Origin of the sequence: Pseudomonas sp. YQ_5, assembly GCF_043103305.1 — a bacterium.
Classification (GTDB): domain Bacteria; phylum Pseudomonadota; class Gammaproteobacteria; order Pseudomonadales; family Pseudomonadaceae; genus Aquipseudomonas; species Aquipseudomonas putida_Y.
This window is the reverse complement of record NZ_JBICJS010000033.1, coordinates 25,215-40,302: the sequence shown is the minus strand read 5'-3', so window position 1 is coordinate 40,302 and position 15,088 is coordinate 25,215. Positions and strand designations below refer to the sequence as shown.

The following is a 15,088-nucleotide window of genomic DNA, read 5'->3' as shown; positions in this document are numbered from 1 at the left end:
CCAGCGCTCTGTCGACCACTTCAGTAGCGACGCTCGAGAATTTTGAGCTGAATGCCGCCCTAGTGCCGGGAGTATTGCCATGACCGCCGTGTTGAAAAGTGCCACCTCACCCGAGCCCATCGGCGCAAAAGCCACCTCGCCGACGGTCATTTCATTTGAAGGGGTTTCAAAGTCTTTCACCGTGAAGGGCGTTGCCAAGCAAGCCTCACACAGTATCAATGTCGATATTCAACAAGGCCAGGTGGTAACGATCATCGGCCCCTCGGGCTGTGGCAAGTCCACACTGCTGAACATGGTCGCCGGGCTGTTTGCACCCACCACGGGTGAAGTGCTGTATCGGGGGCAGGCCGTTCAAGGCATCAACGGTCGCACTGGCTACATGACCCAAAGCGATCATTTGCTGCCATGGCGTGACGTGACCGGCAACATCGCCATTCCTCTGGAAATCCAGGGTGTCCCTAAAGCCAGGCGCCAGGCGCGAATCCGCGAACTGCTCTCCCTTGTAGGGCTCGAAGGGCATGAGAAGGCCTATCCCAGTCAGCTTTCCGGAGGCATGCGCAAACGCGCGGCCCTGGCTCGCCTGCTGGCTTACGATCCAGAAACCTTGCTGATGGACGAGCCGTTCGCGGCCCTCGACGCACAGTTGCGCATGCGCATGCAAACCGAGCTGTTCAAGCTCAGCCGTCAGCTCAACAAAACCGTGTTGTTCGTGACGCATGACCTGGATGAGGCCGTTGCCTTGGGCGACCGTTGCCTGATCTTCTCTGGACGTCCCGGAACTATTGTTCGCGATGTGAATATCCCGCTAGGGGATGACCGCAACATTCTCCAGCTACGCAAGGACCCGCGTTATCACGAGTTGTGCGGCGACCTTTGGGAGTTCATCACACCCTCCCATGACGCCTAAGGTCCTTCTTCCGGAGAGTTACGAACATGAAAATCTTCCTCGGCCGTGTCGCCATCTTTGCAGTGCTCTTTCTGTCGTGGCAATTCGCTTCAGGCCCCTTGATCGACCCGTTTTTCGTGAGTTCGCCATTGGAAATCGGGAGCCGCTTCATTGACCTGGTTGCCAGTGGTCGCCTGTTCTCGCATGGTTGGATAACCGTCGTTGAAACCCTTGCAGGCTTCTTCTTTGGTGCTTGTGCGGGTATATCGGTAGGCCTCATCCTCGGTCGCAATGAGCTTTTGGCTAAATTGCTCGACCCGATCCTTGTCTCGATTTACAGCCTGCCGAAAGTTGCCTTGGCACCGCTGTTCATCATGTGGTTCGGTATCGGCATCGAGATGAAAATCATCCTTACCGCAACCATCGTCTTCTTCCTGGTGTTCCTGAACACCTATAGCGGCGTTCGTGCCGTAGAACGTGAGCAGTTGGAAATTCTGCGGTTGATGGGTGCCAAAGAGCATCACCTGATCACCAAAGTCGTCCTGCCTTCGGCCATTCAGTGGGTCTTTACCGGCCTCAAGATGTCGGTGCCCTACGCGCTGATTGGCGCCATCGTGGGGGAGATCATGGCCGCCAACCGAGGTCTGGGTTATCTGCTGCAAGATGCCGCCGGTCAGCTGGATACGGCAGGGGTGTTTGCCGCACTGATTGCAATCATCTCGCTTGCACTGATCCTCCAAGCCGCTGTGCGCAAACTTGAAGCGTCCTTGATGCCATGGAAAAAAGATCAAGAAGAACGTGAACTGTCTGTTTGATTGACACCAACACAACAACAAGAAGAAGAGGTCCTCGCCATGTCTATAAAAAGTCTGATCTCTGCGCTGGGGTTGAGCGTTGCCATGAGTGCAACCAGCTTTTACGCGCAGGCTGCCGAAACCGTTAAAGTTGCTCTGGGTACAGAGGGGTTCGTTCACATGCCCCTGTTTGTGGCTCTGGACGGCGGCCTGTTCGAAAAGCACGGGCTCGACGTCGAGCTGGTGAAATTCAAAGGCGGTGGCGCAGCGGCCTCTGGCCTTGCCAGCCGTTCGGTGGAGTTCTGTTCTTGTGCGACACAGAACGCAATCAATGCCAAAGTAAAAGGAGCGGATATCACCTTGCTGGGGCGTATGGTCGGCCAGTACGCAAGCAACGTGGTCATTCACAAGGACCTGGCTGATCGTCTCGGCCTGACGGCCGATTCCACCGTTGAACAACGCCTGGCCGCGTTCAAGGGGCTGCGCCTGGCGGTCAGCGGGGCAGGTGGCAGCGCTGATTTTCTGGTGCGTTTCCTGGGCCAGGAAGCCGGCCTGAATGCGGAGAAGGATTTCACCCTGCTGTATTTGAACAACGGCGCCGCCATGTTGGCAGCCTTCGGGCAGGACAAGATCGACGGTTTTGCTCTTTCATCGCCAGCGTCAGACAGCGCCGTAATCGACCATAAAGGCTACACGCTGCTCGACATGTCTGCAGGCATGGTACCGGAGCTTGATGGCTATCCGTCGATTGCCCTCAGTGCTCGCCGGCAGTGGGCAAACGAGCATCAGGACACCGTTAAAGCCTTCCTGGCAGCACTTGGCGACGCCACGAAGCTCATCAATGACCAGCCACAAGAAGCGATGAAGACTGTCCGCAGTCGCTTTGAAGGGGTCAACGATCAAGTGTACGCAGCCGCGTGGGAAAACAACCGTAAGTCGTTCCCGCAAACCCCTTATTTGACAGATGAAGAGGTCGAACGCGCCATCAAGTTCCTGGGCGAAATCCAGAAAGAGAAAATTCCAGGTAAAGCTCACGACTACCTGACCCAGGTGCGCTAAACCCTTTGCGACCTCCTGCCTGATCGACGTGGTGGCCATGGATTGCTGCTGCGCCCGTCACTTCATAGGTAAGTAGTAATGATGATCAAAAGTATGCCGCTCTGCGCGGCAGGGGTTGGCTTTGCCGTGTATCTGCCGCTTGCGGGCGCGCAGGGGTTCTTTGAGGACAGCAAAGCTTCGATGGAGCTGCGTAACTTCTACATGAGCCGAGATTTTCGTGAAGGCGCGGGTCAATCCAAGCGCCAGGAATGGGCACAAGGTTTCATCCTGCGCTATGAGTCTGGCTACACGCCTGGAGTTGTAGGTTTCGGCTTCGACGCGATAGGCATGCTCGGCATCAAACTGGACTCAGGGCCGGGTCGGTCGGGCACTGGTTTGTTGCCGGTCCAGGATGATGGGGATGTACCTGACAATTATTCCAAGGCCGGCGGTACCCTCAAGGTCAAGGTATCGGACAGCGAGCTTCGGGTCGGGACGTTGATTCCAAAATGGCCGACCTTGGCCTCCAACAATGGACGCCTTCTGCCCCAGACGTTTGATGGTGCCCAGATACAGATCAACGAATGGAAAGCTCTGGAGCTTACCGGGGCGAAGATCCAGGACACTGTTTATCGCGATCAATCCGGTTCGACAGGGCTGGCACTGAACAACAAGAACCGTCGGTTCAGCGGTCCTCTTGATGGCGGTGATTTCGACCTGATGGGGGTGAGGTACCACGCTGGCGATGCAACAGATCTGTTGGCTCAGTACGCGGTCCTCGAAGACGTCTACACCCAGCGATTCTACGGACTGACCGATCGCAGAAAGGGCGAGTGGGGCTCTTTCACAAGCGATGTGCGCTTCTTCGATAGCGACGATGAGGGACAAGCCCGCGGTGGCCCTATCGACAACCGTGCGCTCAGTGTCATGGGTACCTACAAACTGCGTGGCCACTCCTTTGGTCTCGGCTACCAGAAAATGTCGGGTGACTCGGCATTCCCATATGTGGATGGCACCGACCCCTACCTGGTGAACTTCGTTCAGATTGGCGACTTTGCCGAGAAGGACGAGCGCTCGTGGCAAGCTCGCTACGACTTCGACCTTACGAGCGTGGGGATTCCTGGGTTGACCTTCATGGCTCGTTACCTGAAAGGCAGTCAGGCTGATGTACGCGGTGTGGATTCGGGTTCGGACCGCGAACGTGAACTCGACGTTGAGTTGCAGTACGTGTTGCAGAGTGGATCGCTGAAGGGCCTGAGCATGCGTCTGCGCAGCGCTACCTACCGCGCTGACTTCGCTCGGGATGCCGATGATGTGCGGGTGATAGTCAGCTATCCACTGTCGCTTCTGTAATCAATGTCCTTCACCAGGAGAGAAACGATGAACTCCCTCGTAGCGTTTCAACGCGAAGGTGATGTCGGTTTGATCATCATCAACAACCCGCCAGTCAATGCCCTCTCTCGTGAGGTCCGTGCGCAGGTACTGGCGCGATTCGAGCAGGCGTCGAGTGACGCTGCTATCCAGGCAATAGTCATCTTGTGTGAAGGACGTACCTTCATCGCCGGTGCCGATATCAAGGAGTTTGACCTGCCGTTGCAGGCGCCCCACCTGCCGGACGTACTGGCGGCAATCGAACGCTCGCCCAAGCCTGTCATCGCTGCGATGCATGGTTCGGTCCTGGGTGGTGGGCTGGAGCTTGCGCTTGCCTGCCATTACCGCATCGCAGCGCCAGGCACTCAGTTTGGGCTACCCGAAGTCAGTCTGGGCTTGATCCCTGGTGCCGGGGGAACGCAACGCCTGCCACGCTTGTGCGGAATGCAGGTGGCCGTCGATATGGTGGTGGGCGGGGAGCAGATCAGTGTTGAACAAGCATTGGCGGTCGGATTGCTGGATCGCCTGGGTCGCTCGTTCGTGTTCGGATCTGCTTTTGAATTCGCCAAAGAGATTGTCGGGCAGCCCATACCGCGCTCTGGTGAGCAGAGCGTGGCTGCATTCGATCCCAATATTATCCAGCGAAGGTCGCAGGCGATTCTTCGCAAGGTCGCTGGGCAGGAAGCACCACCTCTTGCGCTCCAGGCACTGCAAGCAGCTTGGCAGGTGCCCTTCGATGAGGGCATGGCGCTGGAGCGGGAGCTGTTTATCTCGCGACGTCAAAGCGCTCAGGCGCGTGCCTTGAGGCACGTGTTCTTCGCCGAGCGTGATCTTGCCTCGCGCCGCCGCGCGTTGGCCAAACAAGCCCCGGTACGCACCGTCGGTTCGGCTGCGGTGATCGGGGCGGGCACAATGGGCAGCGGCATCGCGCAGTGTCTGGCCAACGCGGGCATCAAAACACTGCTGATCGACACTCAGCCCCCGGCACTTGATCGTGGGCGGGCGACGATCGAGCGCTACTATGCCTGTGCGCTGGAGAAAGGCCACCTCTCCCCGGAACAGGCGGCTGAGCGTGCCGGCCTTATCCGTTACGAAGGAAGCCTTGAGCAGGTCGTGGATGCGGATCTGATCATCGAGGCAGTTTTTGAAGACCTGTCTGTCAAGCAAGACGTTTTCCGACAGCTCGATCGTTTTGCCAAGCCTGGGGCGATTCTGGCCACCAACACGTCGTACCTCGATGTCGAAGCGATTGCTGGGGTCACTGATCGTCCAGGTGACGTTATCGGGATGCATTTCTTCAGTCCCGCTCACATTATGAAACTGCTCGAGGTCGTGAAAACCGCCCACCTGCAACCGGATGTGCTGGCTACCGTGCTGCAACTGGGTGGCCGGTTGGGCAAGACTGCGGTTGCGGTTGGAAACTGTTATGGCTTCGTCGGGAATCGGTTGTTGGCCGTCCGTGAGCGCGAAGCGACATTCTTGCTCGAGGAAGGCGCATCGCCAGAGGATGTCGACCGAGTGCTGCGTGGCTTCGGCTTCCCTATCGGCCCGTTCGAGCTCCGTGATTTGGCTGGCGTTGACATCGCTTGGCTGAACAGGAAAGGCCGGGGGGCGCACCTCGGGCAGGCTGAGCGTAGTTGCAATCTGATTGAGCAACTGCACGAAGCAGGCCGTCTCGGCCAGAAAACCGGGGCGGGTTATTACCGATACGAAGAGGGTCAGCGCAAGGGGTGTCCTGATCCTTTCGTTGCAAAAATGCTCGTTGAACACCGGCATGCAAGGGGGCTGGAGCCTCGTGTCGTCTCGGACGATGAGATCCTGCAGCGGTGTTTGTTCGTGATGATCAACGAAGCTGCGCACATGTTGGAACAAGGCATTGTCGATAGCCCAAATGACATCGATCTGGTCTGGATTCATGGCTATGGATTCCCGCGCTATCGCGGCGGGCTTCTTTACCACGCAGACCAGGTCGGGCTGGCGCGAATAAGCGAAACTCTTGAGCAATGGTCTATCGAACATCCAGATCGGGAGTTGCATGTCTGCGCTTTGCTCCAGGCCAGAGCGAAGAACGGCGTCTCCCTCAGCGAAACCTGAGGCTGCGATTCACTTTGGGTCGGCTGATGACCACGACTTCGGCTGACCTTCTTTTTCTGTCGGGACTGGAGGCGCGGCCCTCAATGCCGGCCGCGCGATGACCATGCTTATCAAGACCACGGAAAACAGTCGCAGCGTTTGGCTGGCGAGCACGAAGCCCGTGTCTGCGTGCGTTTCGACAGCGAGGATCGCCATCGCGTCAAGGCCACCCGGGCTTGTCGCGAGATACATCGAGAGGAAATCAATGCCCATAAGCTTCGCGAGACACCAGGCGGAGCCGGCACACAGCAAAATCAGTGCGATAGAGCTGAGGACCATCGCTGGTATCTGCCGCCAGACGTACGCGACGGTTCGTTGGTCAAATCTGAGGCCGATGTAGCAACCGATCAAACCGTAGCCCAGGCTGAAGATCCAGCCCGGAAGATCAATGGTCATTGCACCTGCAAGCTGCAGACCACCCCCAAGCATGAGTGGCACCAGCAGTGCGCCCGCTGGCAGCCGTGTTCCGGCTGCGACACCGACCAAAATGACGCCGAGGCTCAACGCCAGGTCAGTCAGGCTTCCTGCCGGGCCCATATTGGCGGCTCCCGAGGAGGGCGTATGTGCCCCCAGAAGATGGCTCACAAATGCTCCGACCATTACCACGCAAACCACCCGGACGTACTGCATGGTCGCTACCACACGTGCATCAGCGCCATAATCTTCCGACATCGCCACCATCGCAGATGCAGCACCGGGTGCTGTTCCCCACGTTGCTGTTGCTTTGGACAGACCACTGAACCGGATAGCTCCCAAACCTACCAGTGCGCTCATGGCCAATGTCAGGGCGGTAACGCCCAGCATCTGGTGCCAGGATTGAGCGAGTGTCTGAATGACTGGCCAGGTCATCGAATGTGCGACCAGCACGCCTACGCATCCTTGGCCGAAACGAAACGCATGACGATGAACGCGGATGGTCACCCCCAGTAGGCCGCAGGCGATACCCGCTAGCATGGGGCCGAGAAACAAGCCTGCGGGAACGTGCAGGTAATGGAGTAACTGCCCGGCAGCGCCGGCTGCGAGAACCACGCAAAGCCACTGCAGCAGGGAAGGCTTGGAGATTGAAGAGGGTTTTGGCACTTGAGAGTCCTCGGATGCTGTGCCTGGCAATTATCCGAGGGGCCACCAGACGCGGTCCATTTGCTGTTTTTGATGAACCGATTACCGAGAGTTATGAATCATGGATCTTAGGGACCTCACTTACTTCGAGACCATTGCCCGAACGGGCCATCTCGGTAAAGCAGCGGAGCTGTTGCACAAGAGTCAGCCGGCGCTCAGCAAGAGCATTCAACGTCTCGAAGAAGCTTTGGGCGCGCAGCTCTTCAGGCGGGACGGTAGAAGAATCAAACTCACCGAGGTGGGCGACCTCCTGCTGAAGCGTGGGCGTGAGTTACAGCTGAGCATCGCGCAGACCGAAAGAGAGATACGAGATTTTGCCAACGGGCAGATCGGGACCATACGGTTGGGCTGTTCCGCAAGCATGGCCGAACATCTCCTGCCACAGCTGGCCTCCTTTTTGCTGGAGCGTGCACCGGAGCTGCGATTGAAACTCTCGATAGGTCAGGATGACATGCTCAGGGAGTTTCTGAGCTCTGGACGGCTGGATGCAATCATCTGCCCTTTGAGTGCAGGCGATCCTCATTTGCTCACGTTCCCTATACTTCAGGATGAGGCGGTAGTCGTGGCCAGCGCAGACCACCCTATCTTTTCGTCTGTCATCAACATCGCCGCTCTTAGCCAGTACCGCTGGGTTTTGCCCGGCGAGGCCGTGGCGTCCAGGCGCTGGATCGACGAGGCCTTCAGGTCACATGAGTTACCTGCTCCTACAGTCCAGATCGAAGCGAACGCTGTATCCCTGCTGCCGAGACTGATTGCCAAAACGCAATTGCTAAGTTTCCTGGCCAGGGAAACATTGGTGTCTGGACGTTGGCAATCCGCCTTGCGAGAAGTCCCTGTTCAAGAGACCACGATGACCCGGACCGTTGCGGTATCCGTGCGAGCGGAGGGCTATCTGGCACCGGCTGTACGGTTGATGGTTGATTTGCTGAAGACAGACGGGAAGCGGTTTTTCTCCGAAGCCTGATGCCGATGGGGGAAGCGGCTCATTTCCACTGGCGAAGCGCTCTTCGACAGCGGCGGGCACGTCGATTGGCTGCGCCGACCCTATTACGTATGCAGAGCTCTGATGCGGCGCTGCCCGTTGGGTCAGCCCGCGATCACGACGCCAGGCAATTGGGCAATGACGTCGCGAATCAAGGTTATGACCAGGCGAATCGCAGGATCTCGAGCATTATCAATTCGCCATCCCAACTCTATGGAGTAGCGCGGTAAGCTGATCGGGCAAGGGTGGCATTCGACGCTGCTGAAACTTGCCAATGCCTTGGCAGCATGCGTCGGCAAGGTCGCTACGCAGTCACTGTGTTGCAACAGCGCAGGGAGTGCAGCGAAATGGGTCGTTGAGGCCTCGACCGTGCGATGCTGTGACTGTGCCGCCAGCACTTCGTCAACCACGCCAACATAGCCCCCCGAAGAAACCAGAATGTGGCGCTTTTCAAGGTAAACCTCGGGTGTCAGCTCAGTGCTGACAGCATGGGATGCCATAAGGCAAGTGTAATCACCCGTCGCAAGCGCCAGACGCCCCAGCGTTTTCGACGCAACGGCTCCCGACGTCAAGGCCAGGTCAAACTGCCGGTTCATCAACGCGTCGCTTGTCAGCAAGCTGTGGGTTTGCTTGAACACCAGGCGGATGCCAGGCGCTTCCTCGCTCACTTTGTTGATCAACAGCCTGCCAATTGCCAGTTCGAAGTCATCCGACATGCCCAGTGCAATGGTGCGCCCATAGATAGCCTTATGGTCATGGAGTGCCAGCATCAAACCTTGCCGACATTTGTCCAGGGCGGCGGCTACGATAGGGCGCAATTCTTCGCTTTTTGCAGTGGGTCTGAGGCCGCGCCCTGTTCGCTCGAACAAGTGGTCGCTGAACACCACTCTTAGCCTGGACAGCGCAGCGCTCACAGCTGACTGGGTGAGACCTAGCCGAATGGCGGCGCGGCCTGCACCGCCTTCTTCATACAACGCTTCGAAAACCTTGAAGAGGTTGAGGTCCATGGAGGCGATGTCCAGCTTGTTCATGAATGAGAGGACCTTTTCAGGCAAAGAGGCAACGACACGCAATCTTCGTGCGATATGAATTCCATTAATATCAGATCCTGGCTGCGCAATGTTGCTCAATAACGGCATGAGATTGAACATGGCAGTCAGTCAACCCACACGAGATCTCACCATGTCCCGTACGACCGTTGCGGCGCTGCAAATAGGTTCCCATCCACTCGGAAAGTCCGAGACCTTGAAATCCATCCTAGGCTACGAGGAAGCGATAAGGTCGAGCGGGGCGAAACTGGTCGTATTGCCCGAGGCGATTCTTGGCGGTTACCCGAAAGGACAGACATTCGGCACTTTCCTGGGATATCGCCTGCCGGAGGGGCGCGAGACATTCCAGGCATATTTCGAGAATGCCATCGATGTGCCCGGTGCTGAGACGGAAGAGCTCGCTGCCTTGTCCGAACGGACGGGGGCGCATCTGGTTGTCGGAGTGATCGAACGTTCCGGCAATACACTTTTCTGCAGCGCACTGTTTTTTTCGCCCGATGGTGGACTTATCGGCAAGCACCGCAAGCTGATGCCAACGGGTACCGAGCGACTCATCTGGGGGCAGGGTGACGGCTCGACCTTGCCTGTGGTCGATTCGCCAGCAGGCAAGCTCGGCACAGCGATCTGCTGGGAGAACCACATGCCGCTGTTACGCACTGCGATGTACGCAAAAGGCGTACAAGTATGGTGCGCACCGACAGTCGATGAACGTGACGTCTGGCTGGCCAGCATGCGACATATCGCTCATGAGGGGCGGATGTTTCTGGTCAGTGCCTGCCAGGTGCAGAAATCGCCACGCGAACTGGGTATCGAGGTACCAGCCTGGGATCCGGAACGTCCGCTGATTCAGGGCAATAGTGTCATCGTTGGGCCGCTGGGTGATGTGCTGGCGGGTCCGCTGCGCGGGGAAGAAGGGTTGCTGACTGCAGATATCGACATCGATGAGCTGGTGCGTGCTCGCTACGATTTCGATGTGGTTGGCCATTATTCGCGGCCTGATGTCTTTTCGTTAAGCGTCGATGAGCGCGCCAAGCCCGGTGTTAACTTTTCAAAATGAAGAGGTTTTCGCAACCTGCGCCGGACTTTGAATGACTTCACGCAGGTACCGTGACGTCGTCGGTCGGACAGGGTCAGTGAAACCTGTATGTGTAGACCAGGACGGGCGCTTAGCGGCTCCCGTCCTGGTTTCCATCAATGCGCGTACTGGGCTTTGGCAAAACTCGCAATGGCGTCGGCCATAGCCTTGGGTTGCTCAGGTGCCATCGCATGCCCTGCGTTCTTGAGCACCACAACCTGAACCCGATCGCCCAGCATGCTGTGCAGCACGCCCGAGAACCGGCGTGGGGCAACTGTGTCGGACTCACCCTGCAGGTCCAGGATCGGAGCCTTGCCGGCGGCGAAGTAGTCGTCTACCGGGGTGGTATTGCGAGCGTGGGACTGAGCGTCATGGGTTTTGTCGTGCCACCCGCCGAGCCATACCCGTGGGTCGTTGCCTGGGGCGAAGAAGGCTTTGCGCAGATAGACCAAGCGCTGTTCTTCGGAGAGGGACATGTCACCGGCGCCATCGATGGCCTGGCGCATTTCAGCGTTGATGGGTTTCTCTGTCGACCCTGGTGGGACCTTGCCTGCAGAGGCGGCTGCGAGCACCACGCCACGCACTAGGTCGGGCCTGTCGGCCGCCAGTTGCCGAGCCGGGAAGTTGCCCCAGGCGTGGCCTACGACCACCACAGGGCCTTGTTTCTCGTGTTCGACCACTGCCGCGATATCTCGGGCAAAGTCATGGATGGACAACCTGTCCATCGGGCCTTTGCTTTGGCCGATACCGCGTGGTTCCGGGCGGACGACCCTGAAGCCATCTTGCTGCAGGTAATTTGCCACCTGGTCATAGTCACGACCCGAGCGCCCCAGCGAGGGAAGCATCACGATGATCGGTCCTTTGCCTTGGGCGTTGACCTCGATTTGCACATTGTCGTAACGCACGATTTCCTGCTGCACCGCATGTATTGCGGCAGGAGTACTAGCTGTCGCGAAAGACGCTGCCAGTGTCAGGGATGTACCCATGATGAAGCGAGATAGCGTTTTCATTTTTTATTTTCCTTGGGCAGTTTGGATGTGGGCAGGCTCTAGACCGCTTTCCTCAAGCAACGTGTGCGCTTCGGTGCTTTTGAGGTACGCGATGAACTCACGTGCAACTTTGGCGTTGTCGGTGGTGCTGGCCACGGCTGCATGGAAGCGGCTGACCTTCTGCACTTCTTCGGGGAGGGGGCCCAGGTAATCCACACCAGGGGTCACCTTCAGTTCGCTGATCTGCTGCATGCCGATATCCGCTTCGCCACGGGCAAGCGCAGTGCCCACCAGTTCTTTGCCCTGGATTTCAACGGTTTTGTGCTTGACGAGATCGGTGATGCCCAAGCGTGCAAACAGCTCTGTGCGGATGTAGACACCGCTGGTGCCTTGGGAATATGCGATCTTGTCCGAGCTCAGCAGCGCGGCACGCAGGGCTGGTACCGTGGACACATCCAGATGTGGATGGCCTTTTGGCACGCCTACGCCGATTCGGGAGTCAGCGATTTCCTTGCGAGTTGCCATGTCGAAAGCCCCGGTCGGGCCAAGCAGGTCCAGGGTCTCGCTGGCCATGATGGCCAGGTCCATAGGTTCCTTGTGCCTGATTCTCTGCGGTATGGAGTCAGGGGAGTCTCCCAACGAAGGTCCCCAGCTGATACTGAGTGTGTTGCCACTGGCTTTTTCGTACGCCGGTTGCAAGTGGGCCATAGCCCCTTTCAACGCGCCGCTCGCGATTATCTTGAGTTCGGATGCCTCAACGCCGGCAGAAAGGGTCAGAAGGCTTGCTAGGCCAGTCGAGAGCAATAGCGGAGCAGATCTTGTTTTTTTCATATAGCTACCTTCGGAAGGGCGCCCTTCAGGCGCCGCGAGTGTTGACGAACAGCGAGTACAACGAGGTTGTGGAGGCCATTAGCAGGCGATTACGCCGCGGGCCACCAAAGCAGAGGTTGGCGCATCGCTCAGGCAGATCGATGTGTCCAATGGGAGTACCGTCAGGCGCGAAAACTCGGACGCCATCCAGGCCTGGTTCAGGGGCGCCCCAGCCACACCACAGGTTTCCATCGACGTCGACGCGTATCCCGTCCGGCAGGCCAGTGCCTGCATCGATGAGCGCTCTGCGCTCGCTGAGCTGGTGCTGATCATCGACGCTGTACGCAACGATGCGGCGTGGACGAGCTCTTGACTCGACCAGGTAGAGGGTCTTCTCGTCAGGCGAGAACGCGAGCCCATTGGGGCCTTCAACATCTTCTGCAACGCAGTGAAGCGTTCCGTCCGGGGTCAGGCAGTACACGTTAGCCGGCAGCTCTGCTTCGCCCTGACGCCCCATGTAATCGCTGACCAAACCGAAGGGCGGGTCGGTGAACCAGATGCTGTCATCCGACTTCACCACGATGTCGTTCGGGGAGTTGAGCGGTTTACCATCGAAGTGGCTCGCCAGAACAGTGATGCAGCCGTCGTATTCCGTGCGCGTGACACGTCGTCCACCGTGTTCACATACGAGGAGACGGCCTTGCCGATCACGTGTCATGCCATTGGCCTGGTTGGCCGGTTGGCGAAACACTCCCATGACACCCGTGGCCTCATCCCACCGCATGATGCGGTCGTTGGGCAGGTCTGTGAGGAGCACGTACCGGCCATCTGCGAACCAGGCCGGCCCCTCGGCCCATCGCATTCCGCCACCCAGGCGTTCTACCTTTGCGTGGGTAAGGCGGTAATGGGCAAAACGTGGTTCAAGCTCCCGTACGGCCGGATCTGGCACACGGGTGCTTGGACGCCAATCTCTATCGTCCATTGTTCGTTTCCGTCAGTGTGTTCAGGCGGGGAATGCTTAGCGGTACAAGCGGGCCGGGTTGTCGACCAGTACGGCCTGCCTCAGCGTCTGGCTGTCGCATACCTGTTGAAGGAAGTCGAGCAGTTGACGGTCATCCGGAGGAGCACCCTTGATGTTTGGATGCGGCCAGTCAGACCCCCAAATCGCCCGCTCGGGAGCGAATTCGAGAAACTCCCGAACGTAATCCAATGCTTGCGGCCATGGGCCAGGCTGGCCCTGCATCGCGCGATCGATGCCGGAAAGTTTGATCCAGCGGTCCGAATGCCCAAGATGCGTCTTCAGAGCAGCAAGCGCCTCTCGATCGAGGGGGTTCGTGAAGTCTGGGCGTGCCATGTGGTCAATGACCAGTGGTGTCTTCAGGTCCTTCCACTGGTCCAGGAACGGCAGCAAGTTGCGCAGCTCTCCGTGTACCAGCACATGCCACCCGAATGGAGCAATCTGCTCGGCGAGCTGCCGCAGTTTTTGAGGGTCCCGTGCACCGGGCAAGTGTCCCATCAGATTGAAACGGATGCCACGTAGCCCGCCGTCGTGCAGAACTTGGAGTTGCGCATCGGTGGTGGTTTCGTCGATCAGACCGACGCCGCGGTAGCGCCCGCCGCTTTCAGCGATTGCGGCCAGGATAGCGGTGTGATCAGTACCATAAGGCGCAGCTTGAACCAGGACGCCATGCTCGATGCCCAAGCGTTGATGCAATGCCAGGAGATCGGAAAAGGGGGCGGGTTCCGGGGTGTATGCGGCGTTGGCTGGAAGCGGGAAACGATCCCAGGGGCCGTAAATATGGGTGTGGCAATCCCACATCCCGGACGCAGTGATTGGACTGGACACGGTGGCTCCAATTGTCTGGCCGATTGCTCCGCCGAGCAGGGGGATACCTGCGGCAGCGATCGCTGTTTGCTTGATGAACAGGCGGCGCGACGCCTGAACGTGGAGTTGATCGTCCATGCTGACTTGCTCTTGTTGTTTGTCGGAGGACGGGGGCCTGGCCGGCCCCTTTTGAATCAGCCGCAGCGGACGGTCATGCCGCCGTCGACGACGATTTCGGTACCTGTCACGAAACGCGACTCATCACTGGCCAGGTACAGTGCTGCGTAAGCGGTATCACGACCATCGCCCATGAAGCCCAGTGGGATGCGAGCCAAGCGGGAGTCGAGCAGTTTGTTTACGTCACCGCCGGTACGCTGCCCTGCGAGACGGACCTCGACCATAGGGGTGTGAAGCTGCCCGGGTACCACGGTGTTGACGCGAATTCCTTTTGGCGCGTACTCAACAGCCGTCACACGGCCCAGCTGGATGACACCGGCTTTGCTCGCGGCGTAGGCAACTTGCGCAGAACCGGTGAAGCGGATACCCGAAGTCGAAGCAGTGTTGATGATCGAACCGCTGCCTTGAGCTTCCATCACCGGGATAACGTGTTTGCAGGTCAGATACACACTTTTGAGATTCAGGGCGATCTGAGCGTCGAACTTGTCCTCTGGCAGCGCTACTGCACCACCCGCAGCCGAGCCGCCGACGTTGTTCACCAGGATATCGACAGTGCCGTAGGCTTTCGTACACGCCTCTACCATGGCAGCCACTGCCGCGCTGTCAGTGACGTCGCAGGCATACGGGGTGACGTCACCACCGGCTTCACGAATCCGGCCCAGTGTTTCCTCCATGGCCCCGAGGTCGCGATCGACTGCGAAAACCTTGGCACCGGCAAGGGCAAACAGTACAGCTACAGCACGGCCATTACCCCAGCCGGCACCCACACAACCTGCGCCGGTGACAATCGCGACCTTGCCTTTCAAGCGATCGCTGGTTGGAATAACTTCAGTCATGGGG

At 58.4% G+C, this 15,088-nt stretch carries 14 protein-coding genes; 7 read left to right on the top strand and 7 right to left on the bottom strand.

Annotated features, from left to right (window positions below; translation table 11 throughout):
• Positions 1-79: 79 nt before the first annotated feature.
• The 5 genes from ACF8EA_RS06000 (at position 80) to ACF8EA_RS05980 (ending at position 6,183) form a co-directional block, all read left to right on the top strand.
• Entirely contained in the window at positions 80-907 is an 828-nt protein-coding gene (locus ACF8EA_RS06000) for an ABC transporter ATP-binding protein (protein ID WP_392521290.1), read from the top strand.
• Positions 908-933: 26 nt separating this feature from the next.
• Complete coding sequence (locus ACF8EA_RS05995) at positions 934-1,701, top strand: ABC transporter permease (RefSeq protein WP_176684513.1); 768 nt, start codon at positions 934-936, stop codon at positions 1,699-1,701.
• An 84-nt stretch (positions 1,702-1,785) separates the two neighbouring features.
• A complete protein-coding gene (locus ACF8EA_RS05990) occupies positions 1,786-2,739 on the top strand; it encodes an ABC transporter substrate-binding protein (protein ID WP_392521289.1) in 954 nt (317 codons plus the stop codon).
• Between the two features lie 78 nt (positions 2,740-2,817).
• Positions 2,818-4,071 carry an OprD family porin gene (locus ACF8EA_RS05985; RefSeq protein WP_392521288.1) on the top strand — a complete coding sequence of 418 codons (1,254 nt, stop codon included), beginning with the start codon at positions 2,818-2,820 and terminating at the stop codon, positions 4,069-4,071.
• A 27-nt stretch (positions 4,072-4,098) separates the two neighbouring features.
• On the top strand, positions 4,099-6,183 hold the full coding sequence (locus ACF8EA_RS05980; protein ID WP_392521287.1) for a 3-hydroxyacyl-CoA dehydrogenase NAD-binding domain-containing protein: 2,085 nt from the start codon (positions 4,099-4,101) through the stop codon (positions 6,181-6,183).
• 9 nt (positions 6,184-6,192) lie between these two features.
• Here the strand turns inward: ACF8EA_RS05980 and ACF8EA_RS05975 are convergent, their stop codons facing one another.
• Positions 6,193-7,302, bottom strand: coding sequence for an AbrB family transcriptional regulator (locus ACF8EA_RS05975; protein ID WP_392521286.1), 1,110 nt, complete (start codon positions 7,300-7,302; stop codon positions 6,193-6,195).
• Positions 7,303-7,402: 100 nt separating this feature from the next.
• Here ACF8EA_RS05975 and ACF8EA_RS05970 point away from each other — a divergent pair, with 100 nt between their 5' ends.
• Positions 7,403-8,305 carry a LysR family transcriptional regulator gene (locus ACF8EA_RS05970; protein ID WP_392521285.1) on the top strand — a complete coding sequence of 301 codons (903 nt, stop codon included), beginning with the start codon at positions 7,403-7,405 and terminating at the stop codon, positions 8,303-8,305.
• A gap of 122 nt (positions 8,306-8,427) precedes the next feature.
• Here the strand turns inward: ACF8EA_RS05970 and ACF8EA_RS05965 are convergent, their stop codons facing one another.
• The gene (locus ACF8EA_RS05965) at positions 8,428-9,354 is read right to left on the bottom strand and encodes a LysR substrate-binding domain-containing protein (protein ID WP_392521300.1); all 927 of its coding nucleotides are present in this window, start codon (positions 9,352-9,354) and stop codon (positions 8,428-8,430) included.
• A 151-nt stretch (positions 9,355-9,505) separates the two neighbouring features.
• Here ACF8EA_RS05965 and ACF8EA_RS05960 point away from each other — a divergent pair, with 151 nt between their 5' ends.
• Positions 9,506-10,429, top strand: a complete 924-nt coding sequence (locus tag ACF8EA_RS05960; protein ID WP_392521284.1) for a carbon-nitrogen hydrolase family protein — start codon at positions 9,506-9,508, stop codon at positions 10,427-10,429.
• Positions 10,430-10,563: 134 nt separating this feature from the next.
• Here ACF8EA_RS05960 and ACF8EA_RS05955 read toward each other — a convergent pair whose 3' ends face one another.
• The 5 genes from ACF8EA_RS05955 to ACF8EA_RS05935 form a co-directional block, all read right to left on the bottom strand.
• Entirely contained in the window at positions 10,564-11,457 is an 894-nt protein-coding gene (locus tag ACF8EA_RS05955) for an alpha/beta fold hydrolase (RefSeq protein ID WP_392521283.1), read from the bottom strand.
• A 3-nt stretch (positions 11,458-11,460) separates the two neighbouring features.
• The gene (locus ACF8EA_RS05950) at positions 11,461-12,144 is read right to left on the bottom strand and encodes a substrate-binding domain-containing protein (RefSeq protein WP_392521299.1); all 684 of its coding nucleotides are present in this window, start codon (positions 12,142-12,144) and stop codon (positions 11,461-11,463) included.
• 148 nt (positions 12,145-12,292) lie between these two features.
• Positions 12,293-13,228 carry an SMP-30/gluconolactonase/LRE family protein gene (locus tag ACF8EA_RS05945; protein ID WP_392521282.1) on the bottom strand — a complete coding sequence of 312 codons (936 nt, stop codon included), beginning with the start codon at positions 13,226-13,228 and terminating at the stop codon, positions 12,293-12,295.
• 36 nt (positions 13,229-13,264) lie between these two features.
• Positions 13,265-14,209 (bottom strand): amidohydrolase family protein, encoded by a 945-nt coding sequence (locus ACF8EA_RS05940; RefSeq protein WP_392521281.1) that lies wholly within the window; start codon positions 14,207-14,209, stop codon positions 13,265-13,267.
• A gap of 56 nt (positions 14,210-14,265) precedes the next feature.
• Positions 14,266-15,084, bottom strand: a complete 819-nt coding sequence (locus ACF8EA_RS05935) for an SDR family NAD(P)-dependent oxidoreductase (RefSeq protein ID WP_392521280.1) — start codon at positions 15,082-15,084, stop codon at positions 14,266-14,268.
• Between the last annotated feature and the right edge of the window lie 4 nt (positions 15,085-15,088).

Excerpts from the sequence above, each read along its gene's own strand:
- ACF8EA_RS05985 (WP_392521288.1), top strand. The coding sequence starts at position 2,818 with ATGATGATCAAAAGTATGCCGCTCTGCGCGGCAGGGGTTGGCTTTGCC.
- ACF8EA_RS05990 (WP_392521289.1), top strand. The coding sequence starts at position 1,786 with ATGAGTGCAACCAGCTTTTACGCGCAGGCTGCCGAAACCGTTAAAGTT.
- ACF8EA_RS05945 (WP_392521282.1), bottom strand. The coding sequence starts at position 13,228 with ATGGACGATAGAGATTGGCGTCCAAGCACCCGTGTGCCAGATCCGGCC.
- ACF8EA_RS05965 (WP_392521300.1), bottom strand. The coding sequence starts at position 9,354 with ATGAACAAGCTGGACATCGCCTCCATGGACCTCAACCTCTTCAAGGTT.
- ACF8EA_RS05950 (WP_392521299.1), bottom strand. The coding sequence starts at position 12,144 with ATGGCCCACTTGCAACCGGCGTACGAAAAAGCCAGTGGCAACACACTC.
- ACF8EA_RS05940 (WP_392521281.1), bottom strand. The coding sequence starts at position 14,209 with ATGGACGATCAACTCCACGTTCAGGCGTCGCGCCGCCTGTTCATCAAG.
- ACF8EA_RS05980 (WP_392521287.1), top strand. The coding sequence starts at position 4,099 with ATGAACTCCCTCGTAGCGTTTCAACGCGAAGGTGATGTCGGTTTGATC.
- ACF8EA_RS05955 (WP_392521283.1), bottom strand. The coding sequence starts at position 11,457 with ATGAAAACGCTATCTCGCTTCATCATGGGTACATCCCTGACACTGGCA.
- ACF8EA_RS05960 (WP_392521284.1), top strand. The coding sequence starts at position 9,506 with ATGTCCCGTACGACCGTTGCGGCGCTGCAAATAGGTTCCCATCCACTC.
- ACF8EA_RS05935 (WP_392521280.1), bottom strand. The coding sequence starts at position 15,084 with ATGACTGAAGTTATTCCAACCAGCGATCGCTTGAAAGGCAAGGTCGCG.
- ACF8EA_RS06000 (WP_392521290.1), top strand. The coding sequence starts at position 80 with ATGACCGCCGTGTTGAAAAGTGCCACCTCACCCGAGCCCATCGGCGCA.
- ACF8EA_RS05970 (WP_392521285.1), top strand. The coding sequence starts at position 7,403 with ATGGATCTTAGGGACCTCACTTACTTCGAGACCATTGCCCGAACGGGC.
- ACF8EA_RS05995 (WP_176684513.1), top strand. The coding sequence starts at position 934 with ATGAAAATCTTCCTCGGCCGTGTCGCCATCTTTGCAGTGCTCTTTCTG.